The 15,937-nt window shown below is 69.0% G+C and carries 14 protein-coding genes; 7 read left to right on the top strand and 7 right to left on the bottom strand.

Annotated features, from left to right (window positions below):
- Nucleotides 1-35: 35 nt before the first annotated feature.
- Entirely contained in the window at nt 36-2,267 is a 2,232-nt protein-coding gene (locus VNR19_RS06545; RefSeq protein ID WP_325725075.1) for a hypothetical protein, read from the top strand.
- On the opposite strand, the gene VNR19_RS06550 is transcribed toward VNR19_RS06545, so the two are convergent.
- The 3 genes from VNR19_RS06550 to VNR19_RS06560 are packed head-to-tail and all read right to left on the bottom strand — an operon-like array spanning nt 2,218 to nt 4,987.
- Nucleotides 2,218-3,141 carry an NAD-dependent epimerase/dehydratase family protein gene (locus VNR19_RS06550; RefSeq protein ID WP_325034633.1) on the bottom strand — a complete coding sequence of 308 codons (924 nt, stop codon included), beginning with the start codon at nt 3,139-3,141 and terminating at the stop codon, nt 2,218-2,220. The genes VNR19_RS06545 and VNR19_RS06550 overlap by 50 nt on opposite strands.
- Nucleotides 3,138-4,160 (bottom strand): glycosyltransferase, encoded by a 1,023-nt coding sequence (locus tag VNR19_RS06555; RefSeq protein WP_325034634.1) that lies wholly within the window; start codon nt 4,158-4,160, stop codon nt 3,138-3,140. The genes VNR19_RS06550 and VNR19_RS06555 overlap by 4 nt, the downstream gene beginning before the upstream one ends.
- Nucleotides 4,157-4,987, bottom strand: coding sequence for a glycosyltransferase family 2 protein (locus VNR19_RS06560; RefSeq protein WP_325034635.1), 831 nt, complete (start codon nt 4,985-4,987; stop codon nt 4,157-4,159). The genes VNR19_RS06555 and VNR19_RS06560 overlap by 4 nt, the downstream gene beginning before the upstream one ends.
- A gap of 158 nt (nt 4,988-5,145) precedes the next feature.
- On the opposite strand from VNR19_RS06560, the gene VNR19_RS06565 reads away from it, so the two are divergent.
- The 4 genes from VNR19_RS06565 (at nt 5,146) to VNR19_RS06580 (ending at nt 8,518) form a co-directional block, all read left to right on the top strand.
- On the top strand, nt 5,146-5,649 hold the full coding sequence (locus VNR19_RS06565; RefSeq protein WP_325034636.1) for a GtrA family protein: 504 nt from the start codon (nt 5,146-5,148) through the stop codon (nt 5,647-5,649).
- A 143-nt stretch (nt 5,650-5,792) separates the two neighbouring features.
- Nucleotides 5,793-6,929, top strand: a complete 1,137-nt coding sequence (glf, locus tag VNR19_RS06570) for a UDP-galactopyranose mutase (protein WP_325725079.1) — start codon at nt 5,793-5,795, stop codon at nt 6,927-6,929.
- 24 nt (nt 6,930-6,953) lie between these two features.
- Nucleotides 6,954-7,760 (top strand): ABC transporter permease, encoded by an 807-nt coding sequence (locus tag VNR19_RS06575; RefSeq protein WP_325034638.1) that lies wholly within the window; start codon nt 6,954-6,956, stop codon nt 7,758-7,760.
- Nucleotides 7,760-8,518: an ABC transporter ATP-binding protein gene (locus VNR19_RS06580; protein WP_325725082.1), complete on the top strand. Its 759-nt coding sequence runs from the start codon at nt 7,760-7,762 to the stop codon at nt 8,516-8,518. Before VNR19_RS06575 ends, VNR19_RS06580 begins: the two co-directional genes overlap by 1 nt.
- Here VNR19_RS06580 and VNR19_RS06585 read toward each other — a convergent pair.
- The 4 genes from VNR19_RS06585 to VNR19_RS06600 form a co-directional block, all read right to left on the bottom strand.
- A complete protein-coding gene (locus VNR19_RS06585; RefSeq protein WP_325725421.1) occupies nt 8,503-9,492 on the bottom strand; it encodes a glycosyltransferase family 2 protein in 990 nt (329 codons plus the stop codon). The two genes, VNR19_RS06580 and VNR19_RS06585, sit on opposite strands and share 16 nt — an antisense overlap.
- A gap of 2 nt (nt 9,493-9,494) precedes the next feature.
- Nucleotides 9,495-11,405, bottom strand: coding sequence for a glycosyltransferase (locus tag VNR19_RS06590; RefSeq protein WP_325725083.1), 1,911 nt, complete (start codon nt 11,403-11,405; stop codon nt 9,495-9,497).
- Between the two features lie 83 nt (nt 11,406-11,488).
- Nucleotides 11,489-12,814, bottom strand: coding sequence for an O-antigen ligase family protein (locus VNR19_RS06595; RefSeq protein WP_325725085.1), 1,326 nt, complete (start codon nt 12,812-12,814; stop codon nt 11,489-11,491).
- Nucleotides 12,811-14,214: an O-antigen ligase family protein gene (locus VNR19_RS06600; RefSeq protein ID WP_325725087.1), complete on the bottom strand. Its 1,404-nt coding sequence runs from the start codon at nt 14,212-14,214 to the stop codon at nt 12,811-12,813. The genes VNR19_RS06595 and VNR19_RS06600 overlap by 4 nt, the downstream gene beginning before the upstream one ends.
- A 47-nt stretch (nt 14,215-14,261) precedes the next feature.
- Here VNR19_RS06600 and manA point away from each other — a divergent pair, with 47 nt between their 5' ends.
- Nucleotides 14,262-15,419, top strand: a complete 1,158-nt coding sequence (manA, locus tag VNR19_RS06605; RefSeq protein ID WP_325725089.1) for a mannose-6-phosphate isomerase, class I — start codon at nt 14,262-14,264, stop codon at nt 15,417-15,419.
- A gap of 187 nt (nt 15,420-15,606) precedes the next feature.
- Nucleotides 15,607-15,936, top strand: coding sequence for a WhiB family transcriptional regulator (locus VNR19_RS06610; protein ID WP_325725091.1), 330 nt, complete (start codon nt 15,607-15,609; stop codon nt 15,934-15,936).
- The last annotated feature ends 1 nt before the right edge of the window (nt 15,937 follow it).

Here is a 15,937-nt window from a genome sequence, read left to right on the forward strand (position 1 = left end):
GCCCTCCCCGCCCGTACGCCGATTGGCACCGCCACGTGACCGACCAGTCCTCCAGCACCCGCGCACGGTGGGCGCCCGCCGTCTGGGCCGCGCTCTCGGTCGTGCTCACCGGTCTGTTCGGCGCCGCCCGCGTGCTCGTCACGCCGCGCTTCTACTTCGCCGACGACTCCGAGGTCGGCTCGTTCGGGCAGTGGTGGCAGCTCGGAGACCGGCTGCTCAGCGGGCGCCTGCCGATCCTGGATCCGCACGCGTGGCAGGCGGGAAACTACTTCGCCGAAGGCCAATGGGGGCTGCTCAACCCCGTGACCTGGCTCATCGCGGTGACCGCCCGCTGGGCCGAGAACCCGGTCGTCCACGTCACGATCGTGAAGATCGCGTTCCTCATGCTCATGGCGGGCGGCGTCTACCTGCTCGCGCGCTCTTTCGGCGCGAGCGCTCCCTGGGCCGCGGTCGCGGGCGTGCTCGTGCCTCTCGGCGGGTTCACGGTCTACATGGACGCGGCCTCGTGGGCGACCGGCCTGTTCAACGCGGCCGTCCTGCCGTGGGTGTGGTGGGGTCTTCGGCGATCCGTCGAATCCCTGCGCTCGCCGCTTCCGTACCTGATCGCGAGTTACGCGCTCATCACGTTCGGATACGTGTTCGGAGTCCTCATCCTCGTCGTGATCCTCGTCGAGAGTCTCGTGCGCGCGATCGTCGCGCGCGACGGCGCGCGCACGATCCGGACGCTCCTCGCCTCCGCGTGGGGAGCCCTCCTCACGATCACGGTCTACCTGCCCGGTGTGCTCACGGCGCCCGTCACCGAGCGTGCGGGATTCCACGTCATCAACACGCGGTTCCTCAACGCAGACCTGAGCGACCTCATGTCGGCCGCGTCGCCGACGGCCACGGCATCCGTGGGGTCGTGGTGGGGCCCCGAGACCGCGGCCCCGCTCGTGTATGTCGCGTGGCTGCTGCCGCTCATCCCGCTCTTCCTGCCGATGCCGCGAAACGTCGTGCGTCGGTGCATCCCGCTCTTCGTCCTCCTCGCGCTCGTGACAGTCGTCGTGATCGGGCCGAGTGAAATCGGCGCGATCCGCTGGCCGGTCCGCTTCATGCCGTACGTGTGTCTCACTGCGGGGGTCCTGCTCGCCGTCATGGCGACCCATGCCTTCCCCGCCCGCGTCACACGGCGCCGTGTGTGGTGGTCGCTGCTGGTCCTGGCCATCGCAACCGGCATCACGTACGCCAACACGCCGGGCCAATGGCGTTGGCTCGCGCTCGTGATGGTCGTGCAGGCGATCGCGATCGTCGCGATCGGGTACATCGCGCTCACCCGGCGCATCCGTCGCGACGGACAGCGCACCGGCCTCGCCGCCGCGGCGGCCGTCGCGGTGTCGGGGCTGCTGATCATCCCGCAGCTGGCGGTCTTCCCGTACACGCCGCTGCCCAAGTTCGGGGTGCCCGACAGCGTCGCGCGCATGCAGTCGATCCTTCCCGACTCGCCCGACGACGCGATCGTCGTGGGCGACATCTACGCGCACGGCGGTCTGGACGCGAGCTTCGACGAACGCCTCATGGGCAACCTCTGGTACCTGAGCCCCACGCGCGTGAGCAGCCTCTATACGGTCCTGCCGTATTCGACCTTCTCGAAGGACCTGTGCATGGACCTGCGCGGTGCGACGTGCGCGGATGCCCTCGACACACTGTGGACCCGCGACGCCGAGACCGGGCTCCCGGTCGCCGATCTCATGGGCGTGAGCACGATCCTCGCCATCAAGGACACCTTCCCCGAGGCTCCCGTCCCGCCCGACGGATGGCGCCTCGTTTCGGAGGGGGAGTTCACGTGGCTCTTCGAGCGCGACGAGCCGGTTCCCGGAGCAGGCGGGGTCGCGTGGACGGGGCGTGGCACATCCGTCACCGTCGTCGACGTCTCCGAGACCGCGGTCTCGTTCCGTGTGGACGAGATCGGCGACGACGCTCGCGTCGTGCTGGCCCGGCTCGACTACCCGGGCTACACGATCGACGGCGCCGAGCACGCGGATCCCGTCCGGGAATGGCTTCTCACGGTCGACGCGTCGGACGCCCGGCCGGGCGACGTCATCACGGTCTCGTTCCGTCCGCCCGGGCTGCCGCTCATGATCGCGGCCTCGGCACTGTGCGCCGTGATCCTGGTGGCCTGGCCGATTTTGCAGCACCGGTGGCGCCGACGGGCTGAGACGGCGCCCGACGGACTCGGGCTCAGTGAGGAGCTGCCCGTCCCAGCAACTGGGCCTGATACACGCGACTGAGGCCCTCGGGCAGCGTCGTGCGGACGAGCCCGTCGAGGTCGGTCCACACCTCCGAGCGGATGCGGAGATCCAGCGCCTGGCCCCGCGCGTCGCCTCCGCCCAACACGATCGGCCCCCGTCGTCGCCGAAGCCGCGTGAGCTCCGACAGCAGCGCACCGATCGACACCGCCCGCATCGCGCCGATGAGCTTCGTGACGGTCGTCCCGGGGGGTTGGGCCGCGACGCGGCGCATGCCGGCGTCGACGACGGCGGCGCAGTCATCCTCGTAGATGTAGTCGCGCAGCGTGTCGAGCGGCACGTACACCGACGTCGGCTGTCCGCTGAGGTGACCCCTCACGAGGGCCGAGATGAGGCCCTGCGGCTTGGAGAGGTCCTGGCCCGCGCCGTACAGGTTCGTGATGCGACCGATGAACGATCGCCACTGCCCGTCCGCTGTGGCCTCGCGCAGAGCCGCCTCCATGTGCAGCTTCGTGTCGCCGTACGCGCTCAGCGGCGCGACCGGCGTCGATTCCGTGAACGGCGGCGTGCCCGAGCCCGCGTAGGCGCCGCCGACCGACGACGCGAGGAAGAACGCGAGGCGCGACCTCACGTCGGACGGCGCCGCGAGGAACACCTCGAGGACGCGATCGAAAACGGATGCCTCGACCGCCAGCTGTTCGCGCGGGGTCGAGGTCACGCCGCGGCCCGCGCACCAGTAGACCTCGAGGCGCGAATCGGATGCCGCGAACTCCGGCAACGCGACCGCGATCGCCTCGACGGTGCGGTCGGGGTCGTTCCAGGGGAGCCGAACGGCGAACGCCTCGTCGGGTCGCGCTCGCTCCACCGCCCGCCCGAGGAGGCCTCGGCCGATGATCCAGCGCCGCGCCCGGGTCATTCCCGGTCGACCGCCGGGCGCTCAGGCGGGTCGGCGTGCCCGAGCGGTCCACTCGCCGGATCGCGGACGATGAGGTACGCGGGCTTGCCGAGTGCGGTGCTGACCGCCACGCCGAGGTACTCGGCGATGATCCCGAGCGACACGAGGATCACGCCCGTCCCCACCGCGGTGAGCACCATCTGCGACGTCCAGCCCTCGGGGATGTCGCCCGAGACGAACCGCGCGAACGTGAGGTAGATCGCGAACAGGATGCCGCCCACGAAGAAGAGCACGCCGACGGCGGTGACCAGGCGCAGGCCGCGGGTTCCCGACGTGAGCACCATGCGCCAGAAGTGGCCGAACAGACGGCGGTAGGAGTACCCGGACGGGCGGTCGCCCTCGGCGCGCAGCGTGATCGGCGCTGTCACGACGCGGCTCGCGACCCACGACAGGGCGACGTCGAGGTAGACGCCCGTGCCCGCGTACGCGGCGACGCTGCGCCCGATCTCACCGAGCACGAGGCGGAAGCTGTTGAAGTGCGAGGCCGGGCCGCCGCCCAGAAGCGACTCGAGCGTGCGCTTGGACGCTTTCGACGCGGTGTTGCGCACGAAGCCGTGGGGAGCCCGGTTCACGGGGTCCGCGTAGACGAGGTCGGCACGGTCGGCGAGAGCCTGGTCGAGCAGCACCTGGATCTGTCCCGGGTCGTGCTGACCGTCCTCGTCGATCGTGGCGATCCACTCACCGCCCGAGCTCGCCATGCCCGCGAGCGTCGCGGCGTGCTGACCGAAGTTGCGGCTGAGCCAGACGGGCTTGATCCACGCGTTCTCGGCGGCGAGCTCGCGGATGACGCGGGCCGAGTCGTCGGGACCGCGGTCGTATGCGAGCACCACCTCGTCCACACGTGCGGTGTGACCGGCCGAGGTGACGAAGGGCGACGTGAGCGGGCGGATCTCGTCGATGACGCCGCGCAGGGTGCGCTCACCCTGGTACACCGGGATCACGATGCTGATCCGGTGGACGTACGCCTCTCCGTCGGTCACCGCATTCTCCTCTCGAGCAGACGATACGACAGGCGGCGGGCACGAGCCATCGCCGCGGCCCGCAGGTCGCCGACTCGCACATCCGTCGCCGACAGGACCTCCGGATGCTCCGCCCGCAGCCACGCGTGGAACGCCCGCGCCTGACCGGACTGCTCGCGCACCAGCGCCACGCTCCACTGGGTGGCGCTCATCCGGAAGGTCGCGCCGACCTCGGGGTCGGGGACGAAGTCCCCGCGAAGGAGCACGCGCGAGTAGGTCGCCTGGTCGATCAGATAGGGGAAGCGGTCGAACCATCCGCCGGTCTCGGCCAGCGCTTCCCGGCGCATCATGACCGACGCGGGCTCGCCGAACAGATTCGACCCGGCGCGCACAGCCTTGCGGACGGCGTCGCGCCCCGGCATCCGCTCGTCGAGACCTCTCAGTCCCCACCCCGCCATCAGCGTGCGGCCGTCCGCGTCGACCACGTCGCGACGGCACGCGGTCAGCACCGCGCCGGTCGATCGGAGGATTTCGAGCTGTCGTGCGAGCACACCGGGTCGCAGGACGTCGTCTCCGCACACCAGCTTGATGTACTCGCCGGTCGCGGCCTCGGTGACGCGATTCCAGTTGCGCCCGGCGCCGCCGCCGGCCGGAGTGTCGAGCAGCGTGACGCGCGGATCGTCGGCGAAGCCGCGCATGACCTCTGCGGTGTCGTCGGATGACGCGTGGTCGGCGACGATCAGCTCGAGCCCGTCCACACGCTGCTCCAGCACCGACTCGAGCGTCTCGGCGAGGGTGCGTCCGTTGTTGTAGGCCGGAACGACGACGCTGAGGACGGGGACGGTCACGATTCGAGGCTCCTTCCGCGCGGCCGTCGGCTCCGAGAGGCGGGAAGCTGGTCCGCGGGCGATGGCAGAATGCCAACGGTCGAGCCTAACGCACGCCTCCCCGACCGGCCCGGGAGGCGTACAGGAAGCGCCGTGGGAGCGCGTGTATCGTTGCCCCGATGCGCAATCTGGTCGTGGCGATCTCGAGGCGCCCCGAGGTCCGATACCTCGTCTTCGGTGGCCTGAACACCGCGTTCTCGTACGGTCTCTACGCCGTCTCGCTGCTCGTGCTCGATGCCTGGGGCGTGCCCGGCGACTTCGCGATCGCGATCACCTTCAGTTGGATCGTCTCGAACCTGACGTCGTTCCTGCTCCAGCGCCACTTCGTGTTCCGCGGCACGGGGCATCCGATCGGCGAGTTCATCAAGTTCACGTCGGTGACGCTCGGCTCCTTCATCGCGAACCTCGCCCTGAGCTGGTTCTCGGCCCAGGTGCTCGGCTTCGACAGCGCGACCGAGAAGCTCATCAGCCAGCTCATCGTGACGGCGTTCCTCGTCGTCGTCACCTACGTGCTCCACAAGACCTTCTCCTTCCGCAAGGCGGGGGCGGCGCCGTCGGGCATGGTCGCAGTCGAGGAGGAGTCCGACATCGAGGACCAGGCTCCCGCACACGACCGACCCTGACCGAGGATCCGCCCCGCGGGCTCCCAGGAATGCCCCGAGTCCGTCGGTAAGCTTGTGTCACGCGGCGGCCCCTCGTGCCCGCCGCATCTCCGCGTCTAGGACCCGCACGGGCGCCCGAGCGAATCAGAAAGCACCCCAACCGCATGGATCTCCTCATCGTCGGCTCCGGCTTCTTCGGCCTCACCATCGCAGAGCGGGCCGCGGCATCCGGTCGCAAGGTCACCGTGATCGAACGCCGCCCGCACATCGGCGGCAACGCGTACAGCGAAGACGACCCGGCGACCGGCATCGAGGTCCACAAGTACGGCGCCCACTTGTTCCACACCTCGAACCCGAGCGTGTGGGAGTACGTCAACCGCTTCACGACGTTCACGAACTACGTCCACCGTGTGTACACGAACCACAAGGGCGTCGTGTACCCGCTGCCGATCAACCTCGGCACGATCAACCAGTTCTTCCAGGCGGCGTACTCGCCCGATGAGGCCCGTGCGCTCGTGCACGAGCAGGCGGGGGAGTTCGACGCGAAGGAGGCGGCGAACCTCGAGGAGAAGGGCATCGCCCTCATCGGCCGTCCGCTGTACGAGGCGTTCATCCGCGACTACACCGCGAAGCAGTGGCAGACCGACCCGAAGGACCTGCCCGCCGAGGTCATCAGCCGCCTTCCGGTGCGCTACAACTACGACAACCGGTACTTCAACGACACGTGGGAGGGCCTGCCCACCGACGGCTACACGGCGTGGCTCGAGCGCATGGCCGACCACCCGAACATCGAGGTGAAGCTCGACACCGACTTCTTCGACGAGTCGCAGCCCCTCAACAAGAAGGCGACGGTCGGACAGGTCCAGATCGTCTACACGGGACCGGTCGACCGCTACTTCGACTACACCGAGGGTGCGCTCTCGTGGCGCACGCTCGACTTCGAGCGCGAGGTGCTCGAAGTCGGCGACTTCCAGGGCACGTCGGTCATGAACTACGCGGATGCGGATGTCCCGTACACGCGCATCCACGAGTTCAAGCACTTCCACCCCGAGCGCGCCGACCGGTATCCGAACGACAAGACGGTCATCATGCGCGAGTTCTCGCGCTTCGCCTCTCGCGACGACGAGCCGTACTACCCGGTGAACACCCCCGAAGACCGCGCCGGCCTGCTGGCGTACCGTGAGCTCGCGAAGGGCGAGAAGGACGTGTACTTCGGTGGCCGCCTCGGCACGTACCAGTATCTCGACATGCACATGGCCATCGGCTCGGCGCTGTCGATGTGGAACAACCAGCTCGCGTGACCCCGCGCCCGTAGGATCGTTCGCGTGACCACCGCTGCCGTCGGCGCACCCGGATCGCCGCGCCGCTACGCGCATTCCCTGTGGCTGCTGTCGGCGAGGGATCTGCGCGTCCGGTACGCGACGAGCGCGCTCGGGTACTTGTGGTCGGTGCTCGATCCGCTCCTGATGAGCGCGATCTACTGGTTCGTCTTCACGCAGGTCTTCCAGCGCACGGTCGGCCAGGAGCCTTACATCGTGTTCCTCATCACGGCGCTGCTGCCGTGGGTGTGGTTCAACTCCGCCGTGTCGGACTTCACGCGTGCGTTCAGCAAGGACGCGCGCCTCGTGCGGTCCACCGCGATCCCGCGCTCGATCTGGGTGAACCGCATCGTGTTGAGCAAGGGCCTCGAGTTCGTCTTCTCCCTGCCGGTCCTCGCGCTGTTCGTGATCGTCGCGCAGTTCTCCGCGACGCCGGCCGAGCTCAACTGGGGCCTGCTGTGGATCCCTGTCGCGGTCCTGCTGCAGACGGCGCTCCTCGTCGGCCTCGGACTGCTCGTGGCGCCGCTGTGCACCCTCTACACCGACCTCGAGCGGGCGACCAAGCTCATCCTGCGCCTGCTCTTCTACGCATCGCCCGTCATCTACAGCATCGGCGACCTGCCGGGGATCTTCCCGACCCTCGCCGTCTTCAACCCGCTGTCGGGGATCTTCACCCTGTACCGGGTGGGGCTCTTCCCGGAGGTGTGGGACACGCTCGCCGTGGTGGTGGGCGCCGCGATGTCGCTCGCGTTCCTCGCCCTCGGCGTGTTCGTGTTCCGCCGCCTCGAGCGTCCGGTGCTGAAGGAGCTGTGATGGCCGACGCGACTCTCACGACCGACGTCGCCATCCAGGTGCGCGATCTCGGCATCCGGTTCCGTCGAAATCGTCGCGGGCGTCGGAACTTCAAGGATCTGTTCGCGGACTCGTCGCGGCGCAGCCGGCCGGGTGAGTTCTGGGCGCTTCGCGACGTGACGTTCGACGTGCGCGCCGGCGAGGCGATCGGCGTCGTCGGGCGCAACGGCCAGGGCAAGTCCACCCTGCTGAAGCTCGTCGCCGGCGTCCTGCTCCCCGACGAGGGGGATGTGCGCGTGCACGGCGACGTCGCGCCGCTCATTGAGATCACGGGGGGTTTCGTCGGCGAGTTGACTGTGCGAGAGAACGTGCGGCTCACTGCAGGGCTCCACGGTATGTCGCGCGCGGAGGTGGAGCGGCGCTTCGACGACATCATCGCGTTCGCGGAGCTCGAAGGATTCCTCGACACCCCCTACAAGCACCTCTCGAACGGCATGAAGGTTCGCCTCGCGTTCGCCGTCGTCTCGCAACTCGAAGCGCCTATCCTGCTCGTCGACGAGGTGCTCGCTGTCGGCGACAAGGCGTTCCGCGAGAAGTGCTACAAGCGCATCGACGAGCTGCTCGCCGCGGGTCGCACGCTCTTCTTCGTGTCGCACAACGAGAAGGACCTGCGCCGTTTCTGCTCGCGCGGCCTGTACCTCGACAAGGGCCGCCTCGCGATGGACGCGACGATCGGCGAGGTGCTCGACCGATACAACTCGGACTACGCCGCCGGTTGATCCGTCAGCGGCGCCATCGGCTTCCACGACGGATCCTTCGAGATCTCACGCCCGTCGCGCAGGCCCCGGAAGAGGTTGGACGTGCCGCGGATGGTCCGCTCGACGAAGACGAGGCGGATGAGCTCCTTGCAGAACGTCATGAACGTGCCGAGGCCGAACAGCACCGGGTTGTAGACGCCGAGTGCGCGGTAGTACCGCTTGATGATCGCGCGGTTGCGCATGATGTAGTACCGGTACGCGTTGCTCGAGGCATTGAGGTGGCGGATCCCCATGTCCCACTGCTTGATCTCGCGTGTGCGGCGCAGCACGAACTCGTTCACGATCACCGACTGCGTCTTGCGCGAGGCGAGCCATCCGTACAGCTGGTCGTCCCAGTAGATGAAGAACCGCGGGTCGGGCAGGCCGATCTCGCGCACGATGTCGCGGTGGATGAACATGCCCTCGAAGCAACCGGAGTTCATCGGCTTGTAGCCGCTCTCGTCGAAACCCGCGGGGGCGAACGGGATCGGGATGCCCATGCGCTCGGCGATCCGGTACTGCCAGTAGAACTCGCTGCCATCGTAGTCGTAGCGCCGGCCCTGGATGCTCTTGAACCGCGGCGCCCACTTGCCCATCTTCGCGAGACCGTCGGGGATGACCTCGACGTCGTCGTCCATGAGCCAGATCCACGTCGACCCCAGCTCATAGGCGATGCGCATGCCCTCGCTGAACCCACCCGAGCCGCCCGTGTTGGTGTCGAGGCGGCGGTACACGAGCGCCGACGGCGCGAGCCGCTCGCGGTAGGACTCGACGACCTCGCCCGTGTCGTCGACGGATGCGTTGTCGACGATCACGATGTGCCCGGGCTTGGGATCCATGTGCTCGATGCTCTCGAGCAGCCTCGCCAGCAGGCTCGAGCGGTTGTAGGTCACGATGGCGATGGTCGCCGTCGCCGGATCGAACGCTTCGGTGCTGGGGGTCGTCGGGGAGACCATCGTCACTTCGACTCCTCGAACGTCTTGCGCCACGCCTCCAGCGAGGTGAGCTCGTCCATCGCCGCGCGGTAGCGCTTCGACAGCTCGGGCCACCGGCGACGCAGGCGCGCGTGGAGGACGACGGTGTCGAACAGCATCCGGCGGTACTTGCGGCGGTCCCTCGTGTAGATGTTCTTGCCCGAGCCGTCCGCGGCGCTCACGAGCGCGCTGTCGAAGAGCGGCAGGCGCCACCAGTACGCGTCGCCCTTGCCGAACTCGACTTCGGGTGTGGAGATGTTCTCGGGCCGCGGGGCGTGGATCCAATGCGACACGAGGGTCGACAGCGTGAACCACCGCAGGCGCAGACCCGTCGGGCTGTCGAACGTGTGGCGGGGCATCCGCTTGAAGACCTGACGTCCCTTGCGCGACCGCATCGGCACACCCGAGTCCTTGTGGACGACGGTCTCGGGGTAGTCCTTCGCGAGGGCGCGCGCCTGCGGCATGGCCGTCGCCAGGCCTGCTCGCATGTGCTCGGGACCGGAGAGGATGTCGCGGATGGCCCGGTGACGCAGCGCCACGGGGTAGTACTGCATCATCATCAGGTGCTTGAGGTCCATGCGGCGGCTGTGGCGCAGGAGCGTGCCGCCTCGTGGGATCGACGAATGCAGGAGGCCGGCGACGATCCGGTTGCGCGCGTGGAAGTAGGCTTGCCAGTCGATCGAGTCGTCCTTGCCGACCCAGGACACATGCCACAGTGCGACACCCGGCATCGAGACGGTGGGAATGCCGTGGTCTCGTGCTCGCAGGCAGTACTCCGCATCGTCCCACTTGATGAACGCGGGGAGCGGAAACCCCGCCTTGCGGAGCGCCTCGACCGGGATGAGGCACATCCACCAGCCGTTGTAGTCGGCGTCGAGCCGCATGTGGAGCATGGGCGACTGGCGCAGGTTCGCCGCGCTGAAGTCGTGCGGCATCTTCTCCTGATAGAGGGTGCGCCACATGAAGGGCACGTCGTCGACGACCTCGGCCCACGCGTGCAGTTTGGGACGATCGAGGAGGTCGAACATGTGGGCGCCGACGATCGTGGGAACGGTCGCGAAGCGCCCGAAGACGATCGATCGCCGCACCGACTCGGGCTCGATGCGCACGTCGTCGTCGAGCAGCTGCACGAACTCGCTCTCCGGACGTTCGAGCGTCTCTGCCATCGCACGGGCGAAGCCGCCCGACCCGCCGAGGTTCGGCTGCGTCACGATCTGAAGCGTCTCGCCGAGTGCGGCGGATACCTCGGGGAAGAGGTCCTCGGCGTCGACGCGCCGGTCGCCCTGGTCGATGACGAAGATGCGGTCGAGGAGCTCGAGCACCTCGGGCGAGTCGGCGAGGTTCCTGAGCGTCCAGATGCAGTAGTCGGGCTTGTTGTACGTCGTGATGCCGATCGACGCTTTGCCCTCGCGTGTGGGCGCCGTCTCGGTCGTCCACTCGGCGCCGTTGAAGATCGCGGTGCTGTCGTCGGCGACGATGTCGAACCAGATCCAGCCGCCGTCGCTGTACTGGTCGAGCACGAGGTCGAACGTCGAGGTCGCCTCGCCCTCGACCTCGCGGGTCTCGAGTCGCTGACGCACGCCCGAGCCGTTCGAGCGGTACACCAGGATCGTGGCAGGGCCGCTCGTGCGGACGGTCAGCCGCACGTCGCGGACGGGCGTCCAGTGCTGCCAGTACGACGCGGGGAAGGCGTTGAAGTACGTGCCGAACGACACGCGGCGACCGGCGACGATGCGTGCCCGGTGGCGATCGAGGATGTGCCCGAGCTGCGCGCGGTTCGAGACGCGCACGGGCTCCTCGTCGATGACGGACCACGTTTCGGGGTCGACGTAGAGGGGGAGGAGGTCGGGATCGCGGTCGAGGGGGAAGACGACGTTCTGCAGGACGTGTGGCACCAAAGTCTCCGAGGTTGGCGGGGGCGCGAGTCGTCGAGCCGAGTGATGATCCTACCCTGCGCGATCGTGGGTTCCCTGCGTGCTCACGCCTCGTGCGGAAGCCCCGCTCCCTCGGCGACGTCGTCGACCGGACCTTCGCGGAAGCGCTCGCGCCACGACCGGGACTGCCCCGCGCGCACGGCGCACAGCACGAGCATCAGCCACCCGAAGCCGAAGAGGGTGAAGCTCTCGAAGATCGAGTCGACGAGCAGAGCCACGAGGATCAGGGGAGTCCACGCGTAGACGACCGCCCGCCGCTCGCTCGCGTCGAGCCACGAGCGCACCAGGGCCGCGCCTGCGAGCCCGACGAACAGCACGAGACCGACCCACCCGAGCTGCAGGAGCACGTCGAAGTACGCGTTGAGCGCGCTCGCGTGGTTCTGCTGCAGCCAGTAGTTGAGGCCGTTGAAGGGGAACTCGTTCTGCACCCACGGTCCGAACCAGCCCCACCCCTGCACGGGGCGGAAGCGGACATACCCGATGATGTCGACCCACAGCTCGGTGCGCATCGCGAGGTCGGTGCGCGCGCCCAGGAGGGAGATGATCGGACCGCGCGCGAGGTACGCGATCGCGAGCCCGAGCACCACGACGACACCGATCGACCACTGCAGAGCCGACCTGCGCTCGGGCCGCGTGTGCCGCACGAGCGCGAGCACGCCGGTCGCGAGACCCACCGCGGCCGCGAGCACGACGACCGTGGGCGAGTCGCTCAGCGCCGCGAGGACGCCGGCCAGCACGACGGAGTACAGCGAGAGCCCGGGTCGCACCGACTGCGTGCGGTACTCGATGAGGAAGGTGATGAGCGCGATGACCGCGACGAACCCCAGTGCGTTGCGCGTGCCGAAGATGCCCTGGATGGGACCGAACGACGCGATGTTCCCCTGTACCCCGAGGAACTCCAGGGGCGTGTCGATGAGGATGCCGGAGAGGACCTCGATGCCGAGCGAGATCGACAGGAGCATCCGCAGCACGTCGCCGAGCGCGCGCGCGGTCTGCAGCGTGTCGCGGATGTGGCCGATCACGACGGCGAGGAACGCGACGGCGAGCGTGTAGACCCAGCTCCAGAACGACATGGTCGGATCGGAGCTCCAGAACCCGCTCGCGAGCATCCACGCCAGCAGCACGAGGAGGGTCGTGGGCACGAGGCGCAGGAACGAGATCTCGCGTCGGCGGCTGATGAGCACGCCGACCCCGATGACGCACAGCGCGGCGACGATCGTCGCGTACGTCACATCGCCGGCGACGCGCTCGATCGCGAAGGCCGCGAACACCGTCCCCAGCACGGCGAACGTGTAGGCGCGGGCGAACTCGGCGGACGCCAGGAGCGCGCCGAGCCACGTGGGGGCGCTCCGGCGCGGCACGCCGCTCATCGCTCCCGCTGGGTCGGCTCGCCCCGCTCGATCGCGAGCGACTGCTCCGCCGGTCCGACGCCGATGTGGGGCGCCTGCTTGATCTTTGCGCCGAGCATCACGAGGAACAGCCAGCCCCACAGCAGCAGCGGCGTGGATTCGGCGAGCCCCTGCACCAGCAGGATGGCGCCGATGAGCGTCGGCAGGAGCGACAGCGGCGAGTACGGACGGTCGGCGCGCAGGTCCCACCGGGGCCGGTCGACCGCGAAGAACCACGAGCGCCAGATGAAGGCGAGGAAGGTGATCGCGATGAGCACGACGCCGACGATGCCCAGCTGAAGGTACACGTCGAGCCACATGTTGTGCGCCTGCATCACGGTCTGGCCGTGGTCGATGATCCAGCCGTCGAACGCGGGTTCCGAGGGGATCCACGGCGTCGCGAAACCCCATCCCACGATCGGACGCTCGGACGCGCGTTCGATGACCGCCTGCCAGATCGCCTCACGCCCCGTGAGGTCGGAGCTGCGCCCGAGGGCCTCGAAGATGCGGTCGCGAAGCAGCCACAGCGCGAGCGCGCTGCCGAGCCCGATCGCCGCGTATGCGATGTAGTACTTCGTGCGTTCGCCCGGACGTCTGGCGGTGCGCATGAGCAGGACGGTCGCGAGCACGAGCACGACGGCCGCCGCGGCGACGTAGGCGGTCGCGGACGAGGCGCGCACGAAGAGGAACACCGAGACGCCGATCCAGATCCACAGCATGACCTTGCGGGGTGCGCCGGCGGCGAGGCGGATCGCGAACACGATGATCGCCAGCAGCGCGACCGGGCCGAGCAGGTTGGCGTTGCCCATGATGCCCTGGATGCGTCCGCCTTCGAAGAGGTTGTCGCGCGACCAGTAGACGATCGGGTCGTCGGCCGGCTCGGAGGGGATGACGAAGCGCGGCAGGATCGGACCGCCGATGAAGATCGACACCCACAGCTCGAACAGCAGCGAGAGCGAGACGACCCACTTGAGGGCGGATGCGATCGCGCGCACGAGCTCCTTCCATGTGAGCATCGCGCCGACGAACAGGGCCTGGAACGTCGTGATCGCGAGCAGGAGCCACGTGATCGCGGATACCGCGGGCCATGCCGACCACGCGATCGACAGCGCCGCCCACAGCACGTAGCCGGTCGCGTACCAGGGGAGGCGGCGCCACTGATACGCCGGTCGCACGAGCACCCACACGATGAGCGACACTCCCGCCGTGACGATCGTGAGGGCGGCGGTCGCCTCTGCGCCGAAGGCGTTGACCCACGCGACGCCCGAGAGGGCCATGAACAGCACCAGGATGCACCAGCCCCGCAGCAGGTGGTGCCTCGTCTTCTCCCGCGGCGGCGCTACCGGCGGGGCCGACGCCGGATGCTTCGTGTGGATGGCCATCGCGCACTCAGGCTACCGCGCGGAACGCCCCGATCTAGGCTGGAGGCGTGCTGCTGCCGCTTTCGAACGCGCCGCGCGACTACGCATGGGGCTCGACCACGCTCATCGCCGGTCTGGAGGGGCGCGAGCCTTCGGGCGCGCATGAGGCCGAGGTGTGGTTCGGGGATCACCCCGGCAGCCCCGCGAAGACCCCCGACGGGCGCACGCTCGACCGCTGGCTGCGTGAGGAGGGTGCGGCATCCGGAGCCCCCGACCGCCTGCCGTACCTGCTCAAGCTCCTGGCGGCCGCTTCGCCGCTGTCGATCCAGGCGCACCCGTCGAAGGAGCAGGCGCGCGCGGGGTTCGAACGCGAGGAGGCGGCGGGTGTGCCCGTCGACGCCCCGCACCGCGTCTTCCGCGACGACAACCACAAGCCCGAGCTCATCGTGGCGGTGAGCGACACGTTCACCGCGCTCGCGGGCGTGCGCGACCTCGCCGCCACCCGCAGGCTCCTCGCCGAGCTGGGGGAGGCGAGCCGCGCGATCGCGCAGCGGCTGGAGGGCGATTCGGATGCGGCCGCCGTCCGCGACACGATCGCGTGGCTTCTGTCGGGCGGGGCGAGCGCGCAGGTCGAGGCGGTGGTGGCCGCGGCATCCGTCACCCCGTCCGAGGAGTTCGCGGCCGAGCTCGGGTTCATCCGGCGCTTCGGCGCGGAGTTCCCCGGCGATCCCGGACTCGTCGTCGCGCTGCTCATGAACTTCGTCACCCTGCGGCGCGGGCAGGCGCTGTTCGTCGACGCGGGCGTGCTCCACGCGTACGTCGAGGGTCTCGGCGTCGAGATCATGGCGGCGAGCGACAACGTCCTCCGCGGGGGCCTCACGCCCAAGCACATCGACGTCCCGGGGCTCCTCGAGGTGCTCGATCCCACGCCCGGACCCCCGCCTGTGCTCGCGCCGCGTGCGGTGGCGCCCGGCGTCGACCTGTACGCGCCCGGCGTGCCCGACTTCGCGCTCGTGCGGGCGCGTGTCGCTGACGGCGCGGATGCGTCGCTGGCCCTGCGCGGACCGGCGATCGCGCTCGCGGTGGCCGGACCCGTGATGGTCGCCGACCCCGCGACGGGCGAGCACGTCGTCCTCGACGCGGGTCGAGCGGTGCTCGCGGCGGGGGTCGATCGGCTCGTGGTGTCGGGCTCGGGCGAGGTGTTCGTCGCGGAGCCGGGAGAGTGATGCGGTGGCCGACAAGCGGGTAGATGGACTCCGTATCACAATCGTGACACGCCGTCGGCGCGTCCCTAAGGTTCATCCAGCGGTTGAGGCTTTACGATTGCCGACTTGACCGCCGCGAACTACACCGGTGTAATTACAACCATCACGCAACAGCGTGTGTGGGGGGAAACACAGGGTGGAGAACGAGATGACGGGGGCTTCGCAGTACCGTTCCGGCGTTCCCGACAATTGGTTCGTCGATCCGGTCCAGCTAGGTGTTCCGGGGGTTCGTCGGCCCGTCGAGGGCGACGACGACAATCCTCTGGCCTGGCAGACCGATGCGCTGTGCGCGCAGACCGATCCGGAGGCCTTCTTTCCTGAGAAGGGCGGGTCGACTCGTGACGCCAAGCGCATCTGCGCGTCATGCGAGGTGCGCTCGGAGTGCCTCGAGTACGCGCTGCAGAACGACGAGCGCTTCGGGATCTGGGGCGGGCTGAGCGAGCGCGAGCGGCGCAAGCTCAAGCGCCGCGCAGGCTGAA

It is taken from the genome of Microbacterium sp. (genome assembly GCF_035556355.1).
Taxonomy (GTDB): domain Bacteria; phylum Actinomycetota; class Actinomycetes; order Actinomycetales; family Microbacteriaceae; genus Microbacterium.